The following is a 23,997-nucleotide window of genomic DNA, read 5'->3' on the forward strand; positions in this document are numbered from 1 at the left end:
AACGAGGGAGAGCCCGGTGCAGAAGGTCCTGATCGCCAACCGCGGCGAGATCGCCGTCCGCGTGGCCCGCGCCTGCCGGGACGCCGGGCTGACCAGCGTCGCGGTCTACGCCGAGCCCGACCGGGACGCCCTGCACGTGCGCGCCGCCGACGAGGCCTTCGCCCTGGGCGGGACGACGCCCGGGGACTCCTACCTGGTCATCGACAAGGTCCTCGACGCGGCGAAGCGGTCGGGCGCGGACGCGGTGCACCCCGGCTACGGCTTCCTGTCGGAGAACGCCGACTTCGCCCAGGCCGTCATCGACGCCGGGCTGACCTGGATCGGCCCCTCCCCGCAGGCCATCGTCTCCCTCGGCGACAAGGTGGCCGCCCGGCACATCGCGATGAAGGTCGGGGCGCCCCTCGTCCCGGGCACCGAGGACCCGGTCGGCGGGGCCGACGAGGTGCTCGCCTTCGCCCGCGAGCACGGCCTGCCGGTGGCCATCAAGGCCGCGTTCGGCGGCGGCGGGCGCGGGCTGAAGGTGGCCCGCACCGAGGAGGAGATCCCGGAGCTGTTCGACTCCGCCGTCCGCGAGGCCGTGGCCGCCTTCGGCCGTGGCGAGTGCTTCGTCGAGCGGTTCCTGGACAAGCCGCGGCACGTCGAGGCGCAGGTGCTCGCCGACACCCACGGCAACGTCGTCGTCGTCGGCACCCGCGACTGCTCGCTGCAGCGCCGCAACCAGAAGCTGGTGGAGGAGGCTCCCGCGCCGTTCCTCACCGACGAGCAGCGCGCCCGCATCCACTCCTCGGCCAAGGCGATCTGCCGGGAGGCCGGCTACCACGGCGCCGGCACGGTGGAGTACCTCGTGGGCGCCGACGGCTCGATCTCCTTCCTCGAGGTCAACACCCGCCTGCAGGTCGAGCACCCGGTCAGCGAGGAGACCAGCGGCATCGACCTGGTCCGCCAGCAGTTCCGCATCGCCGACGGCCTGCCGCTGGAGGTCACCGAGGACCCCACCCCGCGGGGGCACAGCATCGAGTTCCGGATCAACGCCGAGGACGCCGGGCGCAACTTCATGCCCGCGCCCGGCCCGGTCACCCGGCTGGAGATCCCGCAGGGCCCCGGCGTGCGCTGGGACTCCGGCGTCGAGACCGGCGGCGAGGTGGCCGGCGCGTTCGACTCGATGCTGGCCAAGCTCGTCGTCACCGGCGCCAGCCGCACCGAGGCGCTGCAGCGCGCCCGCCGCGCCCTGGACGAGCTCGTCGTCGAGGGCATGCCGACGGTGGTCCCGTTCCACCGCGCCGTGGTCCGCGACGAGGCGTTCACCAGCGAGCCGTTCCGCGTGCACACCCGCTGGATCGAGACCGAGTGGGACAACCAGGTGCCGCCGTACTCCGCCGCCCCGGCCGAGGGTGGCGAGGACGAGCCGCGGCAGACCGTCGTCGTCGAGGTCGGCGGCCGGCGTCTGGAGGTGTCGCTGCCCGCGGGCCTGGCGGCCGGCGGCGGGCCGGCCCCGGCCGCCTCCGGTGGGGCCCGGCCGCGCAAGCGGGGCTCCGGTCACGGCGGTTCGGCGGCCTCCGGTGACAGCCTCACCTCGCCGATGCAGGGCACGATCGTCAAGGTCGCCGTCGCCGACGGGGACACCGTCGCCGAGGGCGACCTCGTCGTCGTCCTCGAGGCGATGAAGATGGAGCAGCCGATCAACGCCCACAGGGCCGGCACGGTCAGCGGGCTGTCGGCCGAGGTCGGCGCCACCGTCACCAGCGGCGCCGTCCTCTGCACCATCGCCGACGCGGAGTAGGGCCCGTCCTCAGCTCGTGCGGGTCACCGTGACCCGCCCGCCCGCGTCGGTGCGGATCGTGCCGTAGCGGAAGTCCGTGCGCCGGCCGCTGCCCGACACGGCGGTGGTGTCGCCCACCGGGTAGCCCAGCCACGAGGCGGTCAAGCCCTCGGCGCGGTAGGCGGTGTCGTGGGCGTCGAGCACGTGGCGGGCGCCGGTGGCCGGCGACCAGTAGACCGTCCCGCGCTGGAAGGCCACGAGGTAGCCCGCACCCCCGGGCGCGACGGCGTCGCTGGTGACGGGCAGGCCGAGCAGCCCGCCGGAGCCGCCCGTGGCGACGAAGCGCTGCAGGATCGCCCCGCGCACCACCTGGGCACCGGTGCCGGCCGACCACACGATGTCGCCCTGCTGGAAGTTGGAGTACCAGACGCCCGGCACCCGGTCGGGGCTGTCGTCGCGCACCGGGAAGCCCATGTAGGACGGTCCGCCCGTGGCCCGGTACTTCTCGTTGATCGCGCCGCGCACGTCGTGCGCGCCGGTCGAGGGCGACCACCAGACCGACCCGCGCTGGAAGTGCACCACGTACCCGCCGGGGATTGCGGCGTCGCTGCTGGTCGGCAGCCCCAGGCCCCCGCCCGAGGCACCCGTCGCGATCCAGCGCTGCAGGATCGCCCCGCGCACCACCTGGGCACCGGTGCCGGCCGACCACACGATGTCGCCCTGCTGGAAGTTGGAGTACCAGACGCCCGGCACCCGGTCGGGGCTGTCGTCGCGCACCGGGAAGCCCATGTAGGACGGTCCGCCCGTGGCCCGGTACTTCTCGTTGATGGCGCCGCGCACGTCGTGGGCGCCGGTCGAGGGCGACCACCAGACCGACCCGCGCTGGAAGTGCACCACGTACCCGCCGGGGATGGCGGTGTCGCCGCTCACCGGCAGGCCGAGGCCACCGCCGGAGGCGCCCGTGGCGATCCAGCGCTGCAGGATCGCCCCGCGGACGTCGTGGGCCCCCGTGGCCTGCGACCAGACGACGTCCCCCCGCTGGAACGTGGCGTACCAGACGCCGGCGACCCGGTCGGGGGTGTCGTCGCTGGTCGGGTAGCCCAGCGACGCCGGACCGCCCAGCGCCTCGTACCGGGACAGGATCGCGCCGCGCAGCCGGTGGACCCCCGTGCCCGCGGACCAGTAGAGCGTGCCCCCCGCGAAGCGCTGGGTGCAGCCGCCGCCGGGGAGGTCGCACCGCTCGTCGGAGGAGGGGGCGCCCAGGGGACCGTCCGCCCCACCGGAGGCGGCCCACGCGCGACTGATCGGGCTGTCGCGGACGGGCACGACGCTGACGGTGGCCGCGCCCGCCGTCAGGCTCCCGACGGTGATGCGGAAGTGCCCTCCGGCGATGGTGACCGGCTGCCCGACGGGCAGCGCGGTCCGGGTGCCGTCCGACAGCGACCCGTCCTCCGGCGGCGTGCCGTCGAGCAGGTAGGAGGTGTCGGCGTCCTCGGCGCCGCCGCCCAGCCGGAGCAGGACGCCGGTCTCGAGCCCGGGCCGGTTGGCCGCGGTCCCGAGCCAGCCGTCCCGGCCTGTCGCGGTCCGGTACTCCAGCCAGTACACGTCGCCGTCGTCGTCGGCGAGCGCGACCGCGCGCGTGCCGGTCCGCGCGCCCACGGGCGCGAGCGAGAACTCCGTGGCGGGCGCGCCGGAGGTCAGCACCGGGGCCACCGCCGGCGGCAGCACCCCGAGCAGGGCCGCGTGCGGGGCGCCGAGGGAGCCGACCTGCTCCCAGGAGACCCCCATCACGTCGTACAGGTCGTGGTAGGGGCGCACCGAGCAGGAGCCGGCGTCCACCGAGCCGGGGCACCGCAGGTGCGAGGCGTGACCGAGACCGAGGTTGTGGCCGAACTCGTGCGCCACGACCGAGGTGGCCGCGGCCTGGACGTAGGCCAGCCCGCCGAGCCCGTCACCGCCGACGGTCCCCAGCCCGTAGGCGCACCCGGGAGAGCCTGCGGGCACGTAGACGAGCAGGTGCTCGTCCGGCTGCCCGGCCCACCCGGCGCGGGTGGCCGCCTCCTCCCACAGGGCGAAGGGGTCGGAGCAGTCGAGCGCCGACGGCTGCGCCGGCCAGTCGAACCCGGCGACCGTGCCGAACCGGACCGCCCCGTCGGTCTGCTCCGCCCAGAAGTCGGCGACGGGACCGTCCACCACCGCCCGGACCTGGGCCAGCGTGGTGGCGTCCCGGACCGCCCCCGCGGGCTGCAGCATCACGACGGTCACCCGGTGGTTGACGGTGCCCGCGGCGGGAGCCGTCACCGGCCCCGGGGGGGCGCTGACGACCTCGGCGGCCAGCACGTCGAGCGCCGGCTCGAGGCCGTCGGCCGCCGCCTCGTCCGCGACCGGCTCGCCGAGCGTCACCTCGAGCGTGGACCCGGCCGCGACGCCCTCGACGTCCTCGGCCGGCACGCGCACGGCCTCGCCGCCGTCGGACCGCACCCAGCTCAGCAGCGCACCGTCGTCGTGGACGGCGGCCGCGACACCGACGGGGGCCGGGTCCGCGTAGCCCCGGACGAGCTCGCCGACGACGGTGTCGCCCGAGGCCGGCTCCTCGGCCGCGGCCGGGGCGGCCACCAGCAGCGGGACGGTTACGGCGGCGAGGACCGCCGCCGCGAGCGGACGGGGGGCGAGGGGCACGAGCTACTCCAGGTCAGGGCGTCGGTGGGCGGCGCTCGCCTCTGCATCGGCGCGGACGCGCCGGAACTGGACCCCTCCCCGGAGGGACTCCTCAGCCCCGGGGCGACCGCGCCCGCAGCCGGCGGCCGACGAGCACCGCGCCGCCCGCGCCGAGGACCCCGCCGGCGGCCAGCGCCGAGGTGGCCCAGGCGCTGCCGGCCGACCGGGCCGCCGCGGCCTCCACCGGCGCCGCGGCGGGCACGGTGGGAGCCGCCGCGGGGACGTCGACCGGAGCCGGGGGGACGGCGGACGGTGCGGCAGCGGCCTCGGGCGCGGTCGTCCCGGCCGGCGACGCACCGGTGGCCGCCGGGCGCAGCGCGGGGACCGGGGACGGCGTCCCGCCGGCGGGCAGCTCCGCCGGCGCCGGCGCGGCGGTCGCGGCGGGCGCCGGGGCGGGCGCCTCGGTCGCGCGGACCACGGTCACGGCGGCACCGCCCGGGGTGAGCGCGTCGACGGTGACGGTGAACCGGCCGCCGGCGACCACGACCGGCACGCCCGGGACGAGCGCGCTCTGCAGGTCGTCGTCCCAGCGCGCGGCGGCCGAGGGGCTGCCGTCGAGCAGCAGCGAGGTGTCGGGGAAACCGCCGGAGCGGTGCAGCAGGACGCCGCTGTCGAGCCGGTAGCGGTTGTCGGAGGCCAGCCACTCGTCGCGGCCGACGGCGGTGCGGTACTCCAGCCAGTAGTCGGTGCCGGCGCCGTCGGGGAGCCGGAGCGCGCGGGTGCCGGTGCCGCCGCCGAGCGGGGCGAGGGTCGCCGTCGTCGTGCCGGGCCCGGCGGTCTGGGTGGCCGCGGCGGGCAGCACGCCGAGCCGGGCGGCCTGGGCGGCGGTGAGGGTGCCGATGCGGTCCCAGGAGACGCCCATGACGTCGTAGAAGTCGCGGTAGGCGGCGGTGCGGCAGCTGCCGGCGGCGGCCTCGACGGCGGTGTCGCACTGCAGGCCGCTGGAGTGGCCCAGGCCGAAGTTGTGGCCCAGCTCGTGGGCGATGACCGAGGCGAGGTCGTCGCGGACGTAGAGCCGCCCGCCCGACGCCGTCCCGGTGCCGACCTGGCCGAGGGCGTAGGAGCAGCCGGGCAGGTCCCTCGGCCGGCTGGTGACGTAGAGCAGCAGGTGCCGGCCCGGTCCGGGCTCGAAGCCGGCGGCGGCGGCGGCCTCGTCCCACAGGGCCGTGGGGTCGGTGCAGCCGGCCGCGGTGGTGATCCAGTCGTGCGCGGCGGTGACGCCGACGGTGACCGCGCCGCCGGTCTCCTCCGACCAGAAGTCGGCGACCTCGCCGTTGACGGTGTCGACGACGTCGGCCAGCTCGGTGCCGTCGGGGGTGCCGCCGGCCGGGGCGACCATCACCACGGTGACCTGGTTGGTGACCGAGCCGGCCGGCACGGTCGGGACCGGTCGCGCCGGTTCGAGCACCTGGGTGCCGAGGACCTCGTGGGCCGGCTCGTAGCCGTCCTCGCCGGCCTCGTCCTCGGTGGTGCCGCCGACGGTGACCTCGACGGTCGCGCCGTCGCCGATGCCCGTCACGGCACCGGCCGGGACGCGCACCGAGGACCCGTCGCTGCCCTCGACGAAGGTCAGCGGCTGCTCGTGGGCCTCCCCCGCGTGCCGGCCCTCGGCGGAGGTCTCCGGCCAGGCCCGCACCAGCTCGCCGACGACGGTGGTCGCGCCGCCGTCGTCGGCCTGCGCCACCGCACCGGGGCCGGCGCACAGGGCGAGGACGGCACCGGCCAGGGCCAGGGACCGCGACAGGACTCGGGAGGGGCGCATCCCTCCCGGCATCGGCGGGCCGGTGTCCCGTGCGCACCATCGCGGCCCCGCCCGCGCCAGCCGTCACACGCGTCCCGTCCCGGGCGCCCCACGCGCCCCGGGTGTCACGCCAGCGCGTCGGCCCCCATCAGCCTCCGGCCGGCCTCGGTGATCGAGCCCGACAGCGAGGGGTAGATGGCGAAGGTCTGCGCCAGGTCGCTGACGGTCAGGCCCTTGGTCACCGCGAGGGTGATCGGCAGGATCAGCTCGCTGGCGCCCGGCGCCACGACGACCCCGCCGACGACGACGCCGGTGGCCCTGCGGGCGAAGAGCTTGACGAAGCCGGCGTGCAGGTCGCTCATCTTCGCCCGCGCGTTGGTGGCCAGCGGCAGCGAGACGACGTCGAGGTCGTGCCCCTCGGGCAGGGTCTTCTCCTGCACGCCGACCGTGGCGATCTCGGGGTGGGTGAAGACGTTGGCCGACACGGTCTTGAGCCGGATCGGGTGCACGGCCTCGCCGAGGGCGTGCCACATGGCGATGCGGCCCTGCATCGCCGCGACGCTGGCCAGCTGGAAGACGCCGGTGACGTCGCCGGCGGCGTAGATCCCGGGCACGTTGGTGCGCGAGACCCGGTCGACGACGACGTGGCCGGACTCGCGCAGTTCCACGCCGCACGCGTCCAGGTTCAGCCCGGCGGTGTTGGGCACCGTGCCCACGGTCATCAGCGCGTGCGAGCCCTCGACGGTGCGCCCGTCGGTGAGCTCGACCAGCACGCCCTTCTCGGTGCGGGTGACGCTGGCGGCCCGGCCGCGCTCGGCGATCCGCCCGCCGCGGGCCTGGAAGACCTCGGCGATGACGTCGGCGGCGTCGGCGTCCTCGCCGGGCAGCACCTGGTCGCGGGAGGAGACCAGCGTGACCGGGACCCCGGCCTCGAGGTAGCTGGAGGCGAACTCCGCGCCGGTGACGCCGGAGCCGACGACCACCAGGTGCTCGGGCATCTCGGCGAGGTCGTAGAGCTGCCGCCAGTCGAGGATCCGCTCGCCGTCGGGCTCGCTGCCGGGCAGCACGCGGGGGTCGGCGCCGGTGGCGATGAGGACGACGTCGCACTCGAGGGTCTCGGCGACCGCGCCGTCGCGGCCGCAGACCTCGACCCGGTGCTCGACCAGGCCGCGGGCGGCGTCGGCGAGCCGGGCCTGCCCGGCGACCACGCGGACGCCCTCGGACACCAGCCGGTCGCGGATGTCGGCCGACTGGGCGACGGCCAGCCCCTTGACCCGCGCGTTGACGGTGGCGAGGTCGAGGCCGACGGTGGCGAGGTCGGCGCCGCGCAGGCCGAGGACCGTGGAGTCGCGGACCGAGGTCACCGTGCCGGCGGCGGCGATGAGGGTCTTCGACGGCACGCAGTCGGAGAGCACGCTGGCCCCGCCGAGGCCGTCGCGTTCGACGACGGTGACCTGCGCGCCGAGCGAGGCAGCCACCAGCGCGGCCTCGTAGCCGGCCGGGCCGCCGCCGATGATGACGATGCGGGTCATGGGGTCTCCTGCGTCGGGGACGGGTGCGCACCCATCGTCCCAGCCCGCGCGGCACTCGTCGGCAGGCTCACGGGTCGCGCGGGACACACCGCCCGTAGGCTCGGGCGGCGATGGGTCTCTACGCCGCGTACGGGTCCAACATGGACCCCGAGCAGATGCTGCGCCGCTGCCCGTCGTCCCCGCACGTGGGCACCGGCTGGATCCGCGGCTGGCGGCTGACCTTCGGCGCCGAGGAGTACGGCTGGGACGGCGCCCTGGCCACCCTGGTCCCGGCCGACGACCCCGACGCGCCCGGCGTCTTCGTCGCGCTGTACGACCTCACCCCGGCCGACGAGCGGGAGCTCGACGCGTGGGAGGGCGCCGACCGCGGCCTCTACCGCAAGCTGAACCTGCGGGTGCACACCCTCGGCGGCGACGTCGTCGCCTACGTCTACGCCCTCGACGCGTTCGAGGGCGGGCTGCCCTCGGCGCGGCACCTGGGCGCGATCGCCGACGCCGCCGAGGCCGCCGGCGCACCGGCCGACTACCTCGCCGAGCTGCGCGCCCGCGACTGCCGCTCCACCGGTCCCTGACGCGCGGCCGCCCCTGGCGCGGGGTCAGGCCGGCGCGGGCTGGCCGACCTCGGCGAGGAACTCGTCGTGGTCGCGGATGTAGTCGTCGGGGTCGTAGGGGTCCGAGGCGAGGACCAGCAGGACGGCGTCGGCGGAGTAGCGGTACTGCGTGCCCCAGGTCATCGGCTCCATGTGCAGGCCGACGTCGGGCCGGTCGAGCACGAACTCCTGCCGCTGCGCGCCGTTGTCCACGACCGCGTTGATGCTGCCCTGGACGCACACCAGCAGCTGGTGGCAGCGGCGGTGCGCGTGCGCCCCGCGGACGTCGGAGGACGGGACGCCGAAGACGGTGAAGAACCGGCGCGGGACGAACGGCAGGTCCTGGTCGAAGTCGGCCGCGACGAGGCTGCCCCGCAGGTCGTCGGCGCGGGTGATCCGCAGGACGTGCACCCCCGGCACCCGGCTGGCCGGCAGCGCGCCGATGCGCACCTCCCCCGCGTCCGGGACGTCGGGACCGGCGTCGACGTACCCGACGATGCGGGCGGGGTTGCCCTCCACGACGGCGTTGGGGGGGACGTCGCGGGTGACCACGGTGCCGGGGGCGACGCGGGCGCGCCGGCCGATCCGCACGCCCCGGACCACCGTCGCCCCGGCGCCGACGGAGGCGCCGGGACCGACCGCGGTCTCCGCGGCGCCCGGCTCGTCCCCCGCGAGCACCGCGTTGGCGCCCACGGACACGTCGTCGGCCAGGCGGACGCCGTCGCCGACCCGCACGCCGCTGCCCAGCGTCACCCGGTCGCCGACGACGGCGTCGTCGGCGACCACCGCGTGGCCGCCCACGGCGCAGCCGGCGCCGACGCGGGCACCGGCGTGGACGTGCGCGAAGGCCGCCACCCGGGTCCCCGCACCCACGTGCGGGCTCTCGCACAGACCGGCGGGGTGGACGGTGAAGGACATCGGGTCTCCAGGGCGTCGGGGGTGCAGCCGGTCCGGTCACGGACCGGGACCGCCCGGACACTAGGCGCGGCCGGAGCGCGGGCCCGGGGGACGCGCCTCTCCCGCCCGGCTCGTGCGACACACCCCGCACAACCGCCCCGGCACTCCGCGTCCGTCACGCCGCCCGCGGCCGGCCAGCGCCTAGCGTCGGCGCCTCGACCGGCCGGCGGACAGGAGGAGGACGCGCATGGGTGGGGTGCCGCTCAACGACCTCGGCCGCGGCGTCGCGGCCCTGGCACCCGCGCTCCGGTCGGCCGTCGACGACGTCCTGTCGAGCGGGTGGTTCGTCCTGGGCCCGCAGCACGACGCGTTCGAGCGGGAGTTCGCCGCGGCCGTGGGCGCCGGGCACTGCGTGGGCGTCGGCAACGGCACCGACGCGCTGGAGCTCGCGCTGCTCGGCGTCGGCTGCCGGCCGGGCGACGAGGTGGTCACCGCCGCCGACGCCGGCATGTACACCACGACGGCGGCGCTGAAGGCCGGGCTGGTGCCCCGCTTCGCCGACGTCGACCCCGCGACGCTGCTGCTGACGGCTGCCACGGTCGAGCCGGTGCTCACCGCCCGCACCCGCGCCGTCGTCGTCACCCACCTCTACGGCCGGCTCGCCGACGTCGGCCCGCTGCGGGAGCTGTGCCGGTCGGCGGGCGTCGCGCTGGTGGAGGACTGCGCGCAGGCCGCGGGCGCCGTCGGGGCCGACGGCCCGGCCGGGTCGCTGGCCGACGCCGCGGCCTTCAGCTTCTTCCCCACCAAGAACCTCGGCGCGCTCGGCGACGGCGGCGCGGTGACCACCGGCGACGCGGACCTCGCCGCCCGGCTGCGCAGCCTGCGCCAGTACGGCTGGAGCGCGAAGTACACCGCCGCGCTGCCGCACGGGCGCAACAGCCGGCTCGACGAGCTGCAGGCGGCCGTGCTGCGGGTCCGGCTCCCCCACCTGGCCGGGTGGAACGCCCGTCGGCGCGAGGTCGTGGCCCGCTACGCGGAGGTGCTCGGCGAGGGCCCGCGGCGGATGGTGCACGGCCCCGACGCCGCCTCCCCCGCCTACGTCGGCCACCTGGCGGTCATGACGACGCCGCACCGGGACGCCGACCGCGCCGCCCTGGCCGCGGCGGGGATCCGCACCGACGTGCACTACCCGTTGCCCGACCACCGCCAGCCGGTGCTGGCGGGCACGACCGGCGGGGTGTCCCTGCCGGTCACCGAGCGGGCGGCCGGGCAGGTGCTGACCCTGCCCTGCTTCGCCGAGCTGACCGACGCCGAGGTCGACCGGGTGTGCGACGCCCTGCGGTTGCTGTGACCCGCCGCCCGGCACGGACCGACGAGGAGCACGCGTGATCCACCCGACCGCCCTGGTCGACCCGCAGGCCCGCCTCGGCGACGGCGTGCAGGTCGGCCCGTTCACGATCGTCCACGCCGGCGTCGAGCTCGGCGCGGGCACCGTCGTCGGCTCGCACTGCGAGCTCGGCCACCCCGCCGCCGGCGGCGACGCGGGGCCGCTGCGGATCGGCGCGGGCTCGCTGGTGCGGTCGCACAGCGTCCTCTACGCCGGCTCCACGTTCGGGCCGGGCCTGCAGACCGGGCACCGGGTCACCGTCCGCGAGGGCGTCGAGGCCGCCCAGGACCTGCGGATCGGCACGCTGTGCGACCTGCAGGGCGACACCCGCCTGGGCAGGCACGTCCGCCTGCACTCCAACGTCCACCTCGGCCGCGGCTCGACGCTCGGGGAGTTCGTCTGGGTGTTCCCCTACGTCGTCCTCACCAACGACCCGCACCCGCCCAGCGACGGGTTCCACGCCGGCGCCACGCTCGAGCGCTTCGCCGTCGTCGCCACCTCCGCGGTGGTGCTGCCCGGCGTGCGGGTCGGCGAGGGGTCGCTGGTCGCCGCGCACGCGCTGGTCCGCGAGGACGTGCCCGCCGGGACGGTCTGCGCCGGCGTCCCGGGCAGGGTCCGCGGCGAGGTCGAGCGGATTCCGCTGGGCGACGGCTCGGGCCCGGCCTACCCGTGGCGGCGGCACTTCCACCGCGGCTACCCCGAGGACGTCGTCCGGGGGTGGATCGCCGAGTTCGGCCGCGCCGGCGCCTGACACCGCCCGCTCAGGGGGCGCCGTCCGGCGTCTCCCCGGTGCCGGCGAGGAAGGCCTCCAGCAGCCGGCGGGCGGCCAGTGCCGGGGTGAGCTCGCCGGCCAGCACCGCCGCCTCCAGCTCCGGAGCCGACGACCGGACGGCGGGGTGCGACCGCAGCCGGTGCTCCAGGCCGTCGCGCACCAGCTGCCAGGTCCAGCGCACCTGCTGGGCGCGGCGCCGCTCGTCGAACGCGCCCGACGCCCGCGCCCGGTCCTGGTGCTCGACCAGCTTCCCCCACACCTGCGCCAGGCCCTCGCCGGTCAGCCCGGCGCAGGTGAGCACGGGGACGGTCCAGTCCTCGTCGTGCCCGCGCAGCATCCGGATCGCCCCGGCCAGCTCGCGGGCGGCCTTCCGGGCGTCGGCGGCGGCCGGTCCGTCGGCCTTGTTGACGGCGATGACGTCGGCGATCTCGAGGATGCCGCGCTTGATCCCCTGCAGCTGGTCGCCGGTGCGGGCGAGGGTGAGGAACAGGAAGGAGTCGACCATCTCGGCGACGGTGACCTCCGACTGCCCGACGCCGACGGTCTCCACCAGCACCACGTCGTGGCCGGCCGCCTCGACGACGACCATCGACTCCCGCGTCGCCTGCGCGACCCCGCCGAGGGTGCCCGCGGTCGGGGCCGGCCGGATGAACGCGCGCGGGTCGACGGCGAGCCGGCTCATGCGGGTCTTGTCGCCGAGGATCGACCCGCCCGAGCGCGCCGACGACGGGTCGACGGCGAGCACCGCGACGCGGTGGCCCTGGGCGGTCAGGTCGACGCCGAGTGAGTCGATGAACGTCGACTTCCCCACCCCCGGGACGCCGGAGATGCCGACGCGGCGCGCTCCCCCGGCGTGCGGCAGCAGCTCGACGAGCAGCTCCTGCGCCCGCTCGCGGTGGTCGGCGCGGCGGGACTCGACCAGCGTGATCGCGCGGGCCAGCGACCGCCGGTCCCCGCCGAGCACCCCCTCGACCAGCGCCGGGACGTCCGGTGCCGGCATCAGTGCCCGAGTCGCTGCGACAGCGTCCGCAGCAGCTCCTGCGCCGCCTCGGCGATGACCGTGCCCGGCGGGAACACCGCGGCCGCGCCCATCTCCCGCAGCCGCGGCACGTCGTCGGGCGGGATGACCCCGCCGACCACGACCAGCACGTCGTCGGCCCCGAGGTCGGCGAGCGCCGACTTCAGCGCCGGCACCAGCGTGAGGTGGCCGGCGGCCAGCGACGAGACGCCGACGACGTGCACGTCGGCCTCCACGGCCTGCCGGGCGACCTCCTCCGGCGTCTGGAACAGCGGGCCGACGTCGACGTCGAAGCCGAGGTCGGCGAACGCGGTGGCGATGACCTTCTGCCCGCGGTCGTGGCCGTCCTGGCCCATCTTGGCGACCAGGATCCGGGGCCGGCGCCCCTCCGCCTCCTCGAACGCCTGCGCCGCGCGGCGGGTCTCCTCCACCGGGCCCGACGCCCCTGCCTCGTCGCGGTACACGCCGGAGATGGTGCGCACCTGGCCGGCGTGCCGCCCGTAGACCCGCTCCAGCGCGTCGGAGATCTCCCCGACGGTGGCCTGCGCCCGCGCGGCGTCGACGGCGAGCTTGAGCAGGTTGGCGTCGAGCTCCCGCCCGCGGCGCCCCTCGGCGGCGGCGCGGGCGGCGTCGGTGAGCCGGTGCAGCGCCTCCTCGACCGCCCGTGGGTCGCGCTCGGCGCGCAGCCGCTCCAGCTTCGCCCGCTGCTCGGCCAGCACCTGCGCGTTGTCGACGCGCAGCACCTCGATGGCCTCGTCGGCCTCGACCCGGTACCTGTTCACGCCGATCACCGGCTGGCGGCCGGAGTCGATGCGCGCCTGGGTGCGGGCCGCGGCCTCCTCGATGCGCAGCTTCGGGATGCCGTCGTCGATGGCCTGCGCCATGCCGCCGTGCTCGGCGACCTCCTCGATGTGCGCCCAGGCGCGGCGGGCCAGGTCGTAGGTGAGCTTCTCGACGTACGCCGACCCGCCCCACGGGTCGACCACCCGCGTCGTCCCGGACTCCTGCTGCAGCAGCAGCTGGGTGTTGCGGGCGATCCGCGCGGAGAAGTCGCTGGGCAGCGCGAGCGCCTCGTCGAGGGCGTTGGTGTGCAGCGACTGGGTGTGCCCCTGGGTGGCGGCCATGGCCTCCAGGCAGGTGCGGACGACGTTGTTGTAGACGTCCTGCGCGGTCAGCGACCAGCCCGAGGTCTGCGAGTGGGTGCGCAGCGACAGCGACCTGTCCTGCTGGGCGCCGGCCTCGCGCATCAGCCGCGCCCACAGCAGCCGGGCGGCGCGCAGCTTCGCGACCTCCATGAAGAAGTTCATGCCGATCGCCCAGAAGAAGCTCAGCCGGGGCGCGAACGCGTCGACCTCGAGGCCGGCGTCCCTGCCCGCCCGCACGTACTCCACCCCGTCGGCCAGCGTGTACGCCAGCTCCAGGTCGGCCGTCGCCCCGGCCTCCTGCATGTGGTAGCCGGAGATGGAGATCGAGTTGAACCGCGGCATCTCCTGCGAGGTGAAGGCGAAGATGTCACTGACGATCTGCATCGAGGGCTTCGGCGGGTAGATGTAGGTGTTGCGGACCATGAACTCCTTGAGGATGTCGTTCTGGATGGTCCCGGCCAGCTGCTCCGGGGCGACGCCCTGCTCCTCGGCGGCGAGCACGTAGAGCGCCAGCACCGGCAGCACCGCGCCGTTCATGGTCATCGACACGGTCATCCGGTCCAGCGGGATGCCGTCGAAGAGCTGCCGCACGTCGAGGATCGAGTCCACCGCCACCCCGGCCATGCCGACGTCGCCGACCACGCGCGGGTGGTCGGAGTCGTAGCCGCGGTGGGTCGCCAGGTCGAAGGCGATCGACAGGCCCTTCTGGCCGGCGGCGAGGTTGCGCCGGTAGAACGCGTTGGACTCCGCGGCGGTGGAGAAGCCCGCGTACTGGCGGATCGTCCACGGCTGCGTGGTGTACATCGTCGGGTAGGGCCCGCGCAGGAAGGGCGGCAGCCCGGGGTAGGTCCGCAGGAAGTCCAGCCCGGCGAGGTCGGCCGGGGTGGCCAGCGGCGCGACGGCGATGCCCTCGGGGGTCTCCCAGGTCGCCTCGTCGACGCCGCGACCGGTGGCCGCCCGGAACGCCTCCGCCCAGTCGCCGGCGCCGGCGCCCGCCGCAGGGCGGCCCAGCTCGACGGAACCGAAGTCGGGGATCCCGCTCATGCCGTGACTCCCAGCTGCTCGTGGACCGTCCTGAGCACGTCGAGCGCGTCGCACCCGGCGTACACGTACCCGTCGACGCCGTCCACGCCGCGCGAGGGCTTGCCGGCCAGCCACACGTGCGCGGCGCCCGCGGCCCGCAGCTCGGCAGCCAGCGCGGCGGCCGACTCCGCGTAGTCGCCGTCGGTGCCGCAGATGCAGGCCACCGCCGTGCCGGCGTCGGCGAGACCCGACGCGCCGTCACCGGCCGGGGTCTCGACCCCGCCGGCCTGGAACAGGTTGCCGGCGAACCCGGCCCGCGCGGTGTGCCGGGCGACCGGGCCGAGGGTGGCCAGGTACACCCGTGGCCGGGTGGGTGCCGCGTCGGCGCGGTCGCGCAGCTCCTCGTACTCCTGCGCGGCGCGCACCCGGGGCAGCCCGCCGGTGGGGTGCAGGTCGGCCGCCGGCTGCCGCCGGGGCAGTTCCTCGGCCAGGTTCGGGAACTCGCTGACGCCGGTGATCGCGTCGCGGCGGGTGGCCAGCCGGCGGGCCCGCTCGTCCCAGGCGGTGGCCAGCCGGTCGCGGACCAGGCCCGACGACAGCGCCGCGACCAGCCCGCCGGCCCGCTCGATCTCGGTGAACCACGCCCACGCGGCCCGGGCGAGGTCCTCGGTGAGCGACTCGACGTACCAGGAGCCGCCGGCCGGGTCGAGCACGCGGGCGAGGTGGCCCTCCTCGACGAGCAGGCTCTGGGTGTTGCGGGCGATCCGGCGGGAGAAGGCGTCGGGCAGGCCGAGCGCGGCGTCGAAGGGCTGCACGGTGACCACGTCGGCGCCGCCGACGCCCGCGGCGAAGCAGGCGACCGTCGTGCGCAGCATGTTCACCCAGGGATCGCGCCGCGTCGTCATCACCGACGACGTCACCGCGTGCTGGCGCTGGGCGCGGGCGGCAGGCGAGGCGCCGCTGACCTCGCCGACCCGGTCCCACAGCCGGCGGGCGGCGCGCAGCGCGGCGATCGTCGTGAACTGGTCGGCGCTCGCGGAGCAGCGGAACTCCAGCCGGCCGAACGCCTCGTCCACCGGCAGGCCGCCGTCGGTCAGCGCCCGCAGGTAGGCCACCCCGGCGGCCAGCGCGCAGCCGAGCTCCTCGACGGCGGTGGCCCCGGCGTCGGAGAAGACCGTGCCGTCGACGACGACGGTGCGCCAGCCCGCGGGGGTCCGGCGGGCGAGGCCGGCGAGGACGGAGAGGTCCTGCTCCTCACCGGAGGCGGCGTGCACGCCGAGCGGGTCGAGCCCCAGCGAGCCGCCGGGCGCGAGGTCGGTGCGGTCGCCGACCAGCGCCAGCAGCGCCTCGGCGGCCGGGACACCACCGGAGACGGCGACCGGCGCCAGGTCGAGGTAGACGTCGGCGAGCACGTCCCCGAGGGACTCCACCGGCACGGCGCCCTCGCCGAGGTGCAGCCACAGCGAGGTGACCCCGTTCTCCAGGTCGGCCGCGATCGCCTCCCTGGTGACGGCGACGTCGGGGTGGGCGTGCCGCTGCCGCACGTCCCAGCCGGCCGGGGTGCCGCGGTCGGGCGCGGCGCCGGCACGGGCGCCGCGGACGAAGGGCGGCAGCCCCGGGACGCCGACGGCGGACGGCAGGTCACCGGCGTCGTCGGCGTCGTAGAGCGGCGCGACGGTGACCCCGGTGGCCACGGTGCGCCGCAGGGCGTCCTCGACCGGGTCGGGCAGGTCCTCGCGGCCGCCCTTGCGCAGCACGCCGGCGACGAGCTCGCGCCACCGGTCGCGGTCGGCGGCCGGGAAGCCGCCGGCCAGGGACAGCTCGTCGGGGACGGCGTGCTCGGCGGGGACGGCCTCGGCGACGTCGTCCTCGCCGGGTGTCGCGGTCTGCTGGCTGTTCATCGTCGAACCCCCGGCGTCGGCTCCTCGTCGGGGACCGTTCTACCGGCGCTCGCCACGCCGCGGGCGCGCGGGGTGGGCGGCGGTCGGGGCACCGGCGGCGTGCCCGGACGTGCCGGCGGCGGCGGTCAGGGCGTGCAGCGCGGTACGCACCAGCAGCCGCACGCCCACGCCGATGGCCCGCTCGTCGACGTCGAAGGTGCCGCGGTGCAGGTCGAGCGGGTCGCCGCCGCCGTTCGTCCCCAGCCGCGCCAGGGCGATCGGCAGGACGTCGGCGAACCAGCCGAAGTCCTCCCCGCCCATGCTCTGCGGCGACAGGTGGACGTTGTCCGCGCCGACGGTCTGCAGCGCCGCGGCGCGCAGCAGCGCGACGGTCCGCGGGTCGTTGACCACCGGCGGCACCCCGGGCACGTACTCGACGTCGACCCGCGCGCCGGTGGGGGCGACGACCTGCTCGACGAGCCGGCGCAGCAGCGGCTCGGCGCTCTTCCACTGCTCGCGGTCGAGCACGCGGACGGTGCCGCGCAGCGTGCCCCGCTGCGGGATGGCGTTCGGCGCGACGCCGGCGTTGACCGCACCCCACACCAGCGAGAAGCCGGCGCGCGGGTCGACCTGGCGCGACAGCAGCCCGGGCAGGTCGGTGATCAGCCGGCCGAGGGCGTCGACGAGGTCGACGGTCAGCTGCGGCCGCGCGGTGTGCCCCCCGGGTCCGGTGAGCGTGACGTCGACCCGGTCGCAGGCGGCGGTGATCGAGCCGGTGCGCAGGCCCACGGTGCCGACCGGGATCGCCGGGTCGCAGTGCAGCGCGAAGGCCCGCGAGGCGCCGTCGAGGACACCGGCGGCCACCACGTGGGTGGCGCCGCCGGGCACGGTCTCCTCGGCGGGCTGGAACACGCAGCGCACCGTGCCGGGCAGCTCGTCGAGCGCGTTGAGCGCCAGCGCCGCGCCGAGCAGCACGGTGGTGTGCACGTCGTGGCCGCAGGCGTGGCACGTGCCCTCGCGGGTGGAGGCGTACGGGACGTCCTTGAGGTCGGCCAGCGGCAGCGCGTCGATGTCGGCGCGCAGCACCACCGCCGGGTCGCCCGAGCCGACCTCGACCACCAGCCCGGTGCCGCTGGGCAGCCGGCGCGGCAGCAGCCCCGCCTCGACCAGCCGCTGCTCCAGGTAGGCCGTCGTCTCGACCTCGGCGAAGGCCAGCTCGGGGTGGGCGTGCAGGTGCCGGCGCACGCCGACGAAGGAGTCCAGGCGCTCGGCCACCCAGGCGTCGAGTCCTGCGGCCAGCTCCTCGGGGTCGCGGGTCATGCGGCGTGCCCGCCGGCGCACGCCGACGGGCCGGGCACGGGACCCTCCGGGCCGGACGCGGGGCCGGCGGCGGGCAGGCCGTCGCGGAGCTCGGTGAGCAGCCCGTCGACGACGGCGCGCAGGTCGCCGTCGGACGCCAGCGCCGCCGCCCGCTGCCGCTGGTAGGAGGCGCCGACGGCGAGCACCCGCTCGACGCCGGCCAGCTCGTCCTCGCAGCCCAGCCGCCGCGCGGTGGGCGCGAGGTCCTCGGCGAGGTCGAGCAGCGCCTGGCGCACCGGCCGCACCGTGCCCTTCTCGTCGACGATGACGTCGGCGTCGAGGCCGTAGCGGGCCGCGCGCCACTTGTTCTCCCGCAGCACCCACTCCGGCGGGGTGGGGAGGGTGTACCCGCGGTCGAGCTGGGCGTCGAACTGCTCGACCAGGCACTGCGACAGCGCCGCGACCACGCCGACCTCGTCGAGGGTCGGCAGCCCGTCGCAGATGCGCAGCTCCACCGTGCCGAAGCCCGGGTGCGGGCGGATGTCCCACCAGACCTCGCGCACGCTCTCGATGGCGCCGGTGGTGATCAGCGTCTCCATGTAGTGCTCGAAGCCCGGCCAGTCGGGCAGCTGCATGGGCAGCCCCGCCGTCGGCATGCCCTCGAAGACCTTGCTGCGCGCCGAGGCCAGGCCGGTGTCGCAGCCGACCCAGAACGGCGAGGACGCCGACAGCGCCAGGAAGTGCGGCACGTACTGGGTGAGGGCGTTGACGATCGGCATCGCCTTGTCCGGGGAGCGGACGCCGACGTGCACGTGGACGCCGAAGATCTGCAGCCGCCGGGCCAGCCACTGCATCCGCTCGACCAGCTGCAGGTAGCGCTCCTTGGGCGAGATCAGCTGGGTCTGCCAGTCGGTGAACGGGTGGGTGCCGGCGCACAGCAGGCCCAGGCCGCGCCGGTCGGCCGCGGCGGCGACCTCGGCGACGGTGGCGGCGAGGTCGGCCTTCGCCTCCCCGACCGTGGTGCAGACCCCGGTGATGACCTCGACGGTCGACTGCAGCAGCTCGTGCTTGGCCTTGGGGTGCTCGTCCGCGCCGTCGGGCCGGATCTCCTCGAGGACCTCGACGGCGCCCGCGCTGAGCTCCCGGCTCTGCCGGTCGACGAGCTGCAGCTCCCACTCCACACCGAGGCTGGAGCGCTCCGAGGAGGCGAACGGGATCCGCACGCCGGTGAGTGTAGGGAGGATCACGCCGGTCGGCCGGTCCACCGCAACCGGACCGCAACCGGTCGCGGCCGGTCCCACAACCGCTCCCCGCTGCCCTGGTGGCGTCGCCGGGACCCGCCCGGCGCCGCACCGGAGGTAGCCGTCGTGAACACCCGCCGCCCGACCCGCACCCGCGTCCGCACCGCCGTGGTCACCACCACCGTCACCACCGCCGTCGCCGCCCTCACCGTCCTGACCGCCTCGGCGGCGGGAGCCGACCCGGCCGCGCTCGACGACCGCACCCCGACCTGCTCCGCCCTGCTCGGGCAGGTCGACGACTGGCCCGGCACCGACGGCGACGGCCGGCAGCTGTTCTCCGACGCCTACGAGCGGTACCTGCTCTCCCAGCCGGCCTGCGCCACCCCGTCGGCCTGAGCACGTCGCGCCGGTCCCAGGCCGCCCGGCCCGACCCCGGCTCCGCCGTCCCCGTGACGGCGGGGCCGGACCCCGTCCCCGAGCTGCCGCCCCACCGTCCCCGGGCGGCGGACGGTGGGGCGGCCCGGCGCTCAGTCGAGGTCGGTGCAGGTCGGCTGCCACGCGCGGGCGGGGAGGAAGCGCTCCCACTCGGCCCGGGTCAGGTCCCGTCCGGCCAGCTCGCAGGCGGCCGTGAGCCACGCGTCGGGGTCGAGCGGGTAGCGCCGGCCGGGCACCGCGCCGCTGAAGGCGACCAGCTCCTCGTCGGGACCGGGGAGCAGGTGCGTGTACGGGGCGGTCCCGCTCGGGGAGGCCCGGATGGGGCCGGTCCGCGGCAGCCCCCGCTCGACGTCGAAGAGCGTCACGGTGCCGTCCATCGCCGCCGTCGCCACCGTCCGGCCGTCAGGGAGCCACTCCGCCTGCAGCAGGCTGAGCGGGGAGATGCCGACCGGTTCCCGCGCGCGGGCGGTCGCGACGTCCACGACGTGCAGCAGCCCGGCGTCCCCGACCACGGCCAGCAGCTGCCCGTCCGGTGACCAGGCGACGTCGAAGGGCCGGTCGCCGTCGAGCAGCTCGACGGTGTCGGTCACCTCCAGGGTGCCGGCGTCGAGCAGCACGACCCGCTCGTCGATGGCGCTGGCGACGGCCAGCAGCTCCCCGTCGGGGCTGGGCGAGATCGCCTGCGGGCTCACGCCGACGTCCCGCTGGTCCTCGACCTCCCCGGTCGCCGGGTCGACGACCAGCAGCCGCGCGCCCTCGCCGGTGTCGGGGTCGCCCTCGGAGCCGAGCAGCAGCCGCGAGCCGTCGCGCGTCCACCCCGCCGACCAGAGGACCAGGGCCGGCATCGACACCCCCTCCCACTCCCACTCCTCGGCCGGGGGGAGGACGACGTCGGGCCCGATCCGGCGGCCCTCCGCGTCGAGCACGGAGGCACCCAGCCCCCAGGTGACCGCGACCGCACCGCCGTCGGGACGCACCGCCACCGAGGAGCCGAACAGCACCCCCGGCGCGGTCTCGCCGAGGGGCACCTCGTGCACCACCGCGCCGCTGTCGGGGTCGAGGAACGTGGCGTCGACCGCCCGCGTGTCGTCGGGTGGGCCGAAGGGGTCGGCGCCCACGACCCCGGTGACCGGTCGGGTCGGGACCACGACCAGCCCGGTGGACCCGAGGACGCGCGGCCGGTTGGACACCCAGCGCCCGGCCATCGCGGGGTAGTCGGCTCCGAACGCGCCGTCGGGGCGCATGTCCCAGACGATCGCGGCGTCGTCCACACCGGCGGTCACCAGCAGCTGTCCCGTCGGGTCGGCCGCCGCGGCCATCACGTCCCCGCGGTGGCCGGTCAGCACCTCGGGCCGCGACCACTCGCCGGTGACGGGGTCGACCTCCCACCGCACGACCTCACCGTCGTCCCCCGCGGTGGCCGCCCAGCCCCTCGGCGACACCGCCGCACTGCGGACCGGTGCGGTGTGCGCCTCGAGCTGCTGCAGCACGCGACCGTCCCGGCCGTGGCGGGTCACGGTCCCGTCGTCCCAGAACTGGACGACACCGTCGCCCACCACCTGGAAGCCGACGCTCCCCGCGTCCCGCGCGTCGACAGGGAGCGGGACCTGCGCTCCCGAGGCGACGTCGACCAGGACGGCCGGGCCGCCGCCCCGGGTCCAGAGGACGGCCAGGCCGGACCGCGCGTCCAGGTCGACCTCCAGCGAGTCCATCGCCGCCGGAGCGGTCCCGGAGACGCCGGTGTCCGCTGCGGCCCCACCGAGGGCGCCGACCGTCCGCAGCCGCCACTCGGCCGGACCCTCGGGCCCGCCGGGCGGCGGGGTGGCCACGAGCAGCTCGAGGGTCTCGCCCCCGGGGGTGTACGACACGTCCAGCGGGGATCCGCCGACCCCCCTGCCCTCGAGTACCCGGGTCACCTCGCCGTCCCTGCCGACCAGCCGCACCCAGGGCTCCTCGCCGGCCACCCCGGAGGTGGCGAGGGTGTCGGAGAGGGGTGAGGGATCCGCGCCCATCCAGGCGCCCCACGTCCCGTCGAGACGGACGGCCACGTGCGGCATCGCCCGGTCCGTCGTGGACCAGGCCACGATGCGGTCGCCGACGCCGAGCCAGAGGGTGCCGGTGCCGTCGACCCGGCCACCCTGGACCCGGCCGGGGAAGGGCACCGCCCGGGCCACCCGCTGGTGCTCGGCCAGCAGGGCCAGAAGTCCGTCCCGGGTCTCCGGGGTGTTGGCGAGCCGCACGGCGGTCGCGGCCAGCAGGACGGCGGTGTCCAGGGAGGACGCCACCCCGGTCCGGGAGGTGAGCCAGTTGGCGTCGGCCACCCGCGAGGTCCGCTCGGCCTCGGTCGCCCGGTCCTCGGCGTCCCGCTGGAAGGAGACGGCCAGCCCCGCGGCCACGAGCGCCAGGACCAGCACCACGGCCAGGACCCCCGCGAGGCGGCGGGTGCGGTGCCGGGCGGCGGCCTCCCGCGCGGCCCGCTCCCGCGCGTCGGCCAGGTCGCGCTCGGCGTGCGCGCGGGAGGCGTCGAGGAAGTCCCGCTCGACCGGCGTGAGCTCGTCGCACGCGCCGGCCGCCCAGTCCAGCGCCGCGGTCAGGCGGGCGCCGCGGTACAGCTCGTCGTCGGGCCTCCCCGCGCGGTCCCACTCCGCGGCCGCCGGTGTCAGGTGTCGGCGCACCGCGCGGCCGGCGGCGTCGTCCTCCAGCCAGCGGGCCAGCCGCGGCCAGGCGGTCAGCAGCGCCTCGTGGGTGACCTCGAGCCGGTCGGCGTCCACCGACAGCAGCCGCCGGGCCAGGAACTCCTCCACGACGGCGCGCCGCGGCCCGTCGGTCCCGAGCTCGGCGGCCCGCACCGGCCGCCGGACCAGGGCTCCCGCGTCGTCGACGTCGGCCAGCCGGACGAACAGCCGGCGGGCGAGCTCCCGGCCGGGCTCGTCCAGCGCGGCGTACGCGGCCTCCGCGGAGCGGGCCAGCGCCCCGGCGACGCCGCCGGCCGCCACGTAGCCGGCCAGGGTCAGCAGGTCGCCGCGGCGCCGCTCCCAGGTGCCCACCAGCGCGGTCGACAGCAGGGGCAGCGCCCCGGGCCGGCCCAGGCCGTCGGCCACCACGGCGCCCACCAGGTCGTCCTCCACCCGCAGCCCCACCGCCGCCGCCGGGTCCCGGACGACGGCCCGCAGCTCGGGGTCGGTCATCGGCGGCACGAGGACGACGGCCGGTCCCAGCCGGTCGACCCAGCCGGGGTGCTCGGCCAGCCGGCCGACGGCGTCGCCGCGGACGACGACCACGCAGCGGGCCACGACCGCGTCGTCCAGCAGCGCGAGCACGGTGTCGAGGAACGCCGCCCGCTCCGCCGCGTCGACCCCGGGGGCCCACAGCTCCTCGAACTGGTCGCAGACGAGCAGGACGGGGCGCGCGGGCGGGTCCTCCCCGGTCAGCTCCGCGAGCGCGTCCACCGGGTGGCGGCCCGGCAGCAGCACCCGGGGCTGCCACCCGGCACTGCCGGGCAGGGCACCGGCGGCGAGGGCGGGCACCAGCCCGGCGCGGACCACCGACGACTTCCCGGCACCGCTGGGCCCCGACACGGCCAGCAGCGGCGCGTCCACCAGGCGGGCGACCAGGGTGGCGACCAGGCGGTCGCGCCCGGCGAACAGCGCCGCGTCCTCTCCCCGGTAGGCCCGCAGGCCCATGTACGGGCAGGCCCCGGACAGCGGGGCGGGTGCCCGGGGCAGGGGCGCGACCGGGTCGAGACCGGGGTCCTGGGCGAGGACGGCGGCCTCCGCCGCGCGCAGCGCCGGCCCCGGGTCGGCCCCGAGCTCCTCGGCGAGCACCGCCCGTGCGCGGCGGGCGGCGCCCAGGGCGTCGGCCTGCCGGCCGGCGCGGTACAGCGCGAGCACCAGCAGCCGCCACCACTCCTCCCGCAGCGGCTGCTCGGCGACCATCCGCTCCAGGTCCGGGACGAGCGCGGCGTCCTCCCCCAGCGCCAGCCGGGCCTCGGTGCACGCGGTCAGGGCGCCGTCGCGGAGCTCGCCCAGCCGGCGGCGCTCGACCCGGGCGAAGGGCGCCTCCGGCCAGTCGGCGTACGGGTCGCCGCGCCACAGGTCCAGGGCCCCGTCGAGGAGCTCCCTCGCCCCGGCCGGGTCCCCGGCGGCGAGGGCGGCCCGGCCGCGGGCGGCGAGGTCGCCCAGGGCCAGCGCGTCGAGGTCGGCCCGCTCGACGGTCAGCGCGTAGCCGGGCCCCCGGCGGACGACGTAGCGGCCCGTGGAGCCGCGCGGACGGTCCGGCTCCAGGGCGCTGCGCAGCCGCACGAGGTGGGCCTGCAGCGACTTGCGGGCCGACGCGGGCGGGTCGCCGTCCCACAGCTCCTCGGCGATGCGGTCGGCCGGGACGACGGCGGGCGCCCCGGCGGCGAGGACGGCCAGCAGCAGCCGCTCCTTGGCGCCCGGCACCGGCACGGGGGCGCCGTCGTCCCCCCGGACCTCCAACGGTCCGAGAACCGCGATCCGCACCGCGCCACGGTAGGAACCGGCCCGGTCCGGTGGCGGGTCCCCGGCGCGGCCGGCCGGT

At 77.1% G+C, this 23,997-nt stretch carries 15 protein-coding genes; 5 read left to right on the forward strand and 10 right to left on the reverse strand.

Features of this window, described 5'->3' with window-relative positions; translation table 11 throughout:
• Positions 1–16 precede the first annotated feature (16 nt).
• A complete protein-coding gene (locus tag ACI780_RS01385; RefSeq protein WP_457000486.1) occupies positions 17–1,780 on the forward strand; it encodes an acetyl/propionyl/methylcrotonyl-CoA carboxylase subunit alpha in 1,764 nt (587 codons plus the stop codon).
• Between the two features lie 9 nt (positions 1,781–1,789).
• Here ACI780_RS01385 and ACI780_RS01390 read toward each other — a convergent pair whose 3' ends face one another.
• The 3 genes from ACI780_RS01390 to ACI780_RS01400 all read right to left on the reverse strand — a co-directional run bounded on the left by ACI780_RS01390 (position 1,790) and on the right by ACI780_RS01400 (position 7,750).
• On the reverse strand, positions 1,790–4,438 hold the full coding sequence (locus tag ACI780_RS01390; protein ID WP_457000487.1) for a hypothetical protein: 2,649 nt from the start codon (positions 4,436–4,438) through the stop codon (positions 1,790–1,792).
• Between the two features lie 91 nt (positions 4,439–4,529).
• Entirely contained in the window at positions 4,530–6,239 is a 1,710-nt protein-coding gene (locus ACI780_RS01395; protein ID WP_457000488.1) for a reprolysin-like metallopeptidase, read from the reverse strand.
• Between the two features lie 104 nt (positions 6,240–6,343).
• Positions 6,344–7,750 (reverse strand): NAD(P)H-quinone dehydrogenase, encoded by a 1,407-nt coding sequence (locus tag ACI780_RS01400; protein ID WP_456871039.1) that lies wholly within the window; start codon positions 7,748–7,750, stop codon positions 6,344–6,346.
• 110 nt (positions 7,751–7,860) lie between these two features.
• Here ACI780_RS01400 and ACI780_RS01405 point away from each other — a divergent pair, with 110 nt between their 5' ends.
• A complete protein-coding gene (locus ACI780_RS01405) occupies positions 7,861–8,322 on the forward strand; it encodes a gamma-glutamylcyclotransferase family protein (protein ID WP_456871040.1) in 462 nt (153 codons plus the stop codon).
• 24 nt (positions 8,323–8,346) lie between these two features.
• Here the strand turns inward: ACI780_RS01405 and ACI780_RS01410 are convergent, their stop codons facing one another.
• On the reverse strand, positions 8,347–9,258 hold the full coding sequence (locus ACI780_RS01410; RefSeq protein WP_457000489.1) for a WxcM-like domain-containing protein: 912 nt from the start codon (positions 9,256–9,258) through the stop codon (positions 8,347–8,349).
• 226 nt (positions 9,259–9,484) lie between these two features.
• Between ACI780_RS01410 and ACI780_RS01415 the strand changes: the two genes are divergently transcribed.
• Both ACI780_RS01415 and ACI780_RS01420 read left to right on the forward strand, forming a co-directional pair.
• Positions 9,485–10,588: a DegT/DnrJ/EryC1/StrS family aminotransferase gene (locus tag ACI780_RS01415; protein ID WP_457000490.1), complete on the forward strand. Its 1,104-nt coding sequence runs from the start codon at positions 9,485–9,487 to the stop codon at positions 10,586–10,588.
• 34 nt (positions 10,589–10,622) lie between these two features.
• On the forward strand, positions 10,623–11,375 hold the full coding sequence (locus tag ACI780_RS01420) for a hypothetical protein (protein WP_457000491.1): 753 nt from the start codon (positions 10,623–10,625) through the stop codon (positions 11,373–11,375).
• A gap of 10 nt (positions 11,376–11,385) precedes the next feature.
• Here the strand turns inward: ACI780_RS01420 and meaB are convergent, their stop codons facing one another.
• Genes meaB through ACI780_RS01445 form a run of 5 tightly spaced genes read right to left on the reverse strand, consistent with a single transcriptional unit; the run spans position 11,386 to position 18,984 of the window.
• Positions 11,386–12,396: a methylmalonyl Co-A mutase-associated GTPase MeaB gene (gene meaB, locus ACI780_RS01425; RefSeq protein ID WP_457000492.1), complete on the reverse strand. Its 1,011-nt coding sequence runs from the start codon at positions 12,394–12,396 to the stop codon at positions 11,386–11,388.
• The gene (gene scpA / locus ACI780_RS01430; RefSeq protein WP_456871043.1) at positions 12,396–14,603 is read right to left on the reverse strand and encodes a methylmalonyl-CoA mutase; all 2,208 of its coding nucleotides are present in this window, start codon (positions 14,601–14,603) and stop codon (positions 12,396–12,398) included. Before scpA ends, meaB begins: the two co-directional genes overlap by 1 nt.
• Complete coding sequence (locus ACI780_RS01435; protein ID WP_456871044.1) at positions 14,600–16,483, reverse strand: methylmalonyl-CoA mutase subunit beta; 1,884 nt, start codon at positions 16,481–16,483, stop codon at positions 14,600–14,602. Before ACI780_RS01435 ends, scpA begins: the two co-directional genes overlap by 4 nt.
• Before the next feature lie 39 nt (positions 16,484–16,522).
• Positions 16,523–17,782 carry an amidohydrolase gene (locus ACI780_RS01440; protein WP_456871045.1) on the reverse strand — a complete coding sequence of 420 codons (1,260 nt, stop codon included), beginning with the start codon at positions 17,780–17,782 and terminating at the stop codon, positions 16,523–16,525.
• A complete protein-coding gene (locus ACI780_RS01445; RefSeq protein WP_457000493.1) occupies positions 17,779–18,984 on the reverse strand; it encodes a glutamate--cysteine ligase in 1,206 nt (401 codons plus the stop codon). Before ACI780_RS01445 ends, ACI780_RS01440 begins: the two co-directional genes overlap by 4 nt.
• Positions 18,985–19,128: 144 nt before the next feature.
• Between ACI780_RS01445 and ACI780_RS01450 the strand changes: the two genes are divergently transcribed.
• Positions 19,129–19,398: a hypothetical protein gene (locus ACI780_RS01450; RefSeq protein ID WP_456871047.1), complete on the forward strand. Its 270-nt coding sequence runs from the start codon at positions 19,129–19,131 to the stop codon at positions 19,396–19,398.
• A gap of 131 nt (positions 19,399–19,529) precedes the next feature.
• Here ACI780_RS01450 and ACI780_RS01455 read toward each other — a convergent pair whose 3' ends face one another.
• A complete protein-coding gene (locus ACI780_RS01455) occupies positions 19,530–23,939 on the reverse strand; it encodes an nSTAND1 domain-containing NTPase (RefSeq protein WP_457000494.1) in 4,410 nt (1,469 codons plus the stop codon).
• Between the last annotated feature and the right edge of the window lie 58 nt (positions 23,940–23,997).

The organism is Geodermatophilus sp. SYSU D00814 (assembly GCF_054050055.1).

Coding starts and splice junctions, on each gene's coding strand:
- scpA (WP_456871043.1), bottom strand. CDS start 14,603: ATGAGCGGGATCCCCGACTTCGGTTCCGTCGAGCTGGGCCGCCCTGCG.
- ACI780_RS01440 (WP_456871045.1), bottom strand. CDS start 17,782: ATGACCCGCGACCCCGAGGAGCTGGCCGCAGGACTCGACGCCTGGGTG.
- ACI780_RS01435 (WP_456871044.1), bottom strand. CDS start 16,483: ATGAACAGCCAGCAGACCGCGACACCCGGCGAGGACGACGTCGCCGAG.
- ACI780_RS01395 (WP_457000488.1), bottom strand. CDS start 6,239: ATGCGCCCCTCCCGAGTCCTGTCGCGGTCCCTGGCCCTGGCCGGTGCC.
- meaB (WP_457000492.1), bottom strand. CDS start 12,396: ATGCCGGCACCGGACGTCCCGGCGCTGGTCGAGGGGGTGCTCGGCGGG.
- ACI780_RS01405 (WP_456871040.1), top strand. CDS start 7,861: ATGGGTCTCTACGCCGCGTACGGGTCCAACATGGACCCCGAGCAGATG.
- ACI780_RS01410 (WP_457000489.1), bottom strand. CDS start 9,258: ATGTCCTTCACCGTCCACCCCGCCGGTCTGTGCGAGAGCCCGCACGTG.
- ACI780_RS01400 (WP_456871039.1), bottom strand. CDS start 7,750: ATGACCCGCATCGTCATCATCGGCGGCGGCCCGGCCGGCTACGAGGCC.
- ACI780_RS01415 (WP_457000490.1), top strand. CDS start 9,485: ATGGGTGGGGTGCCGCTCAACGACCTCGGCCGCGGCGTCGCGGCCCTG.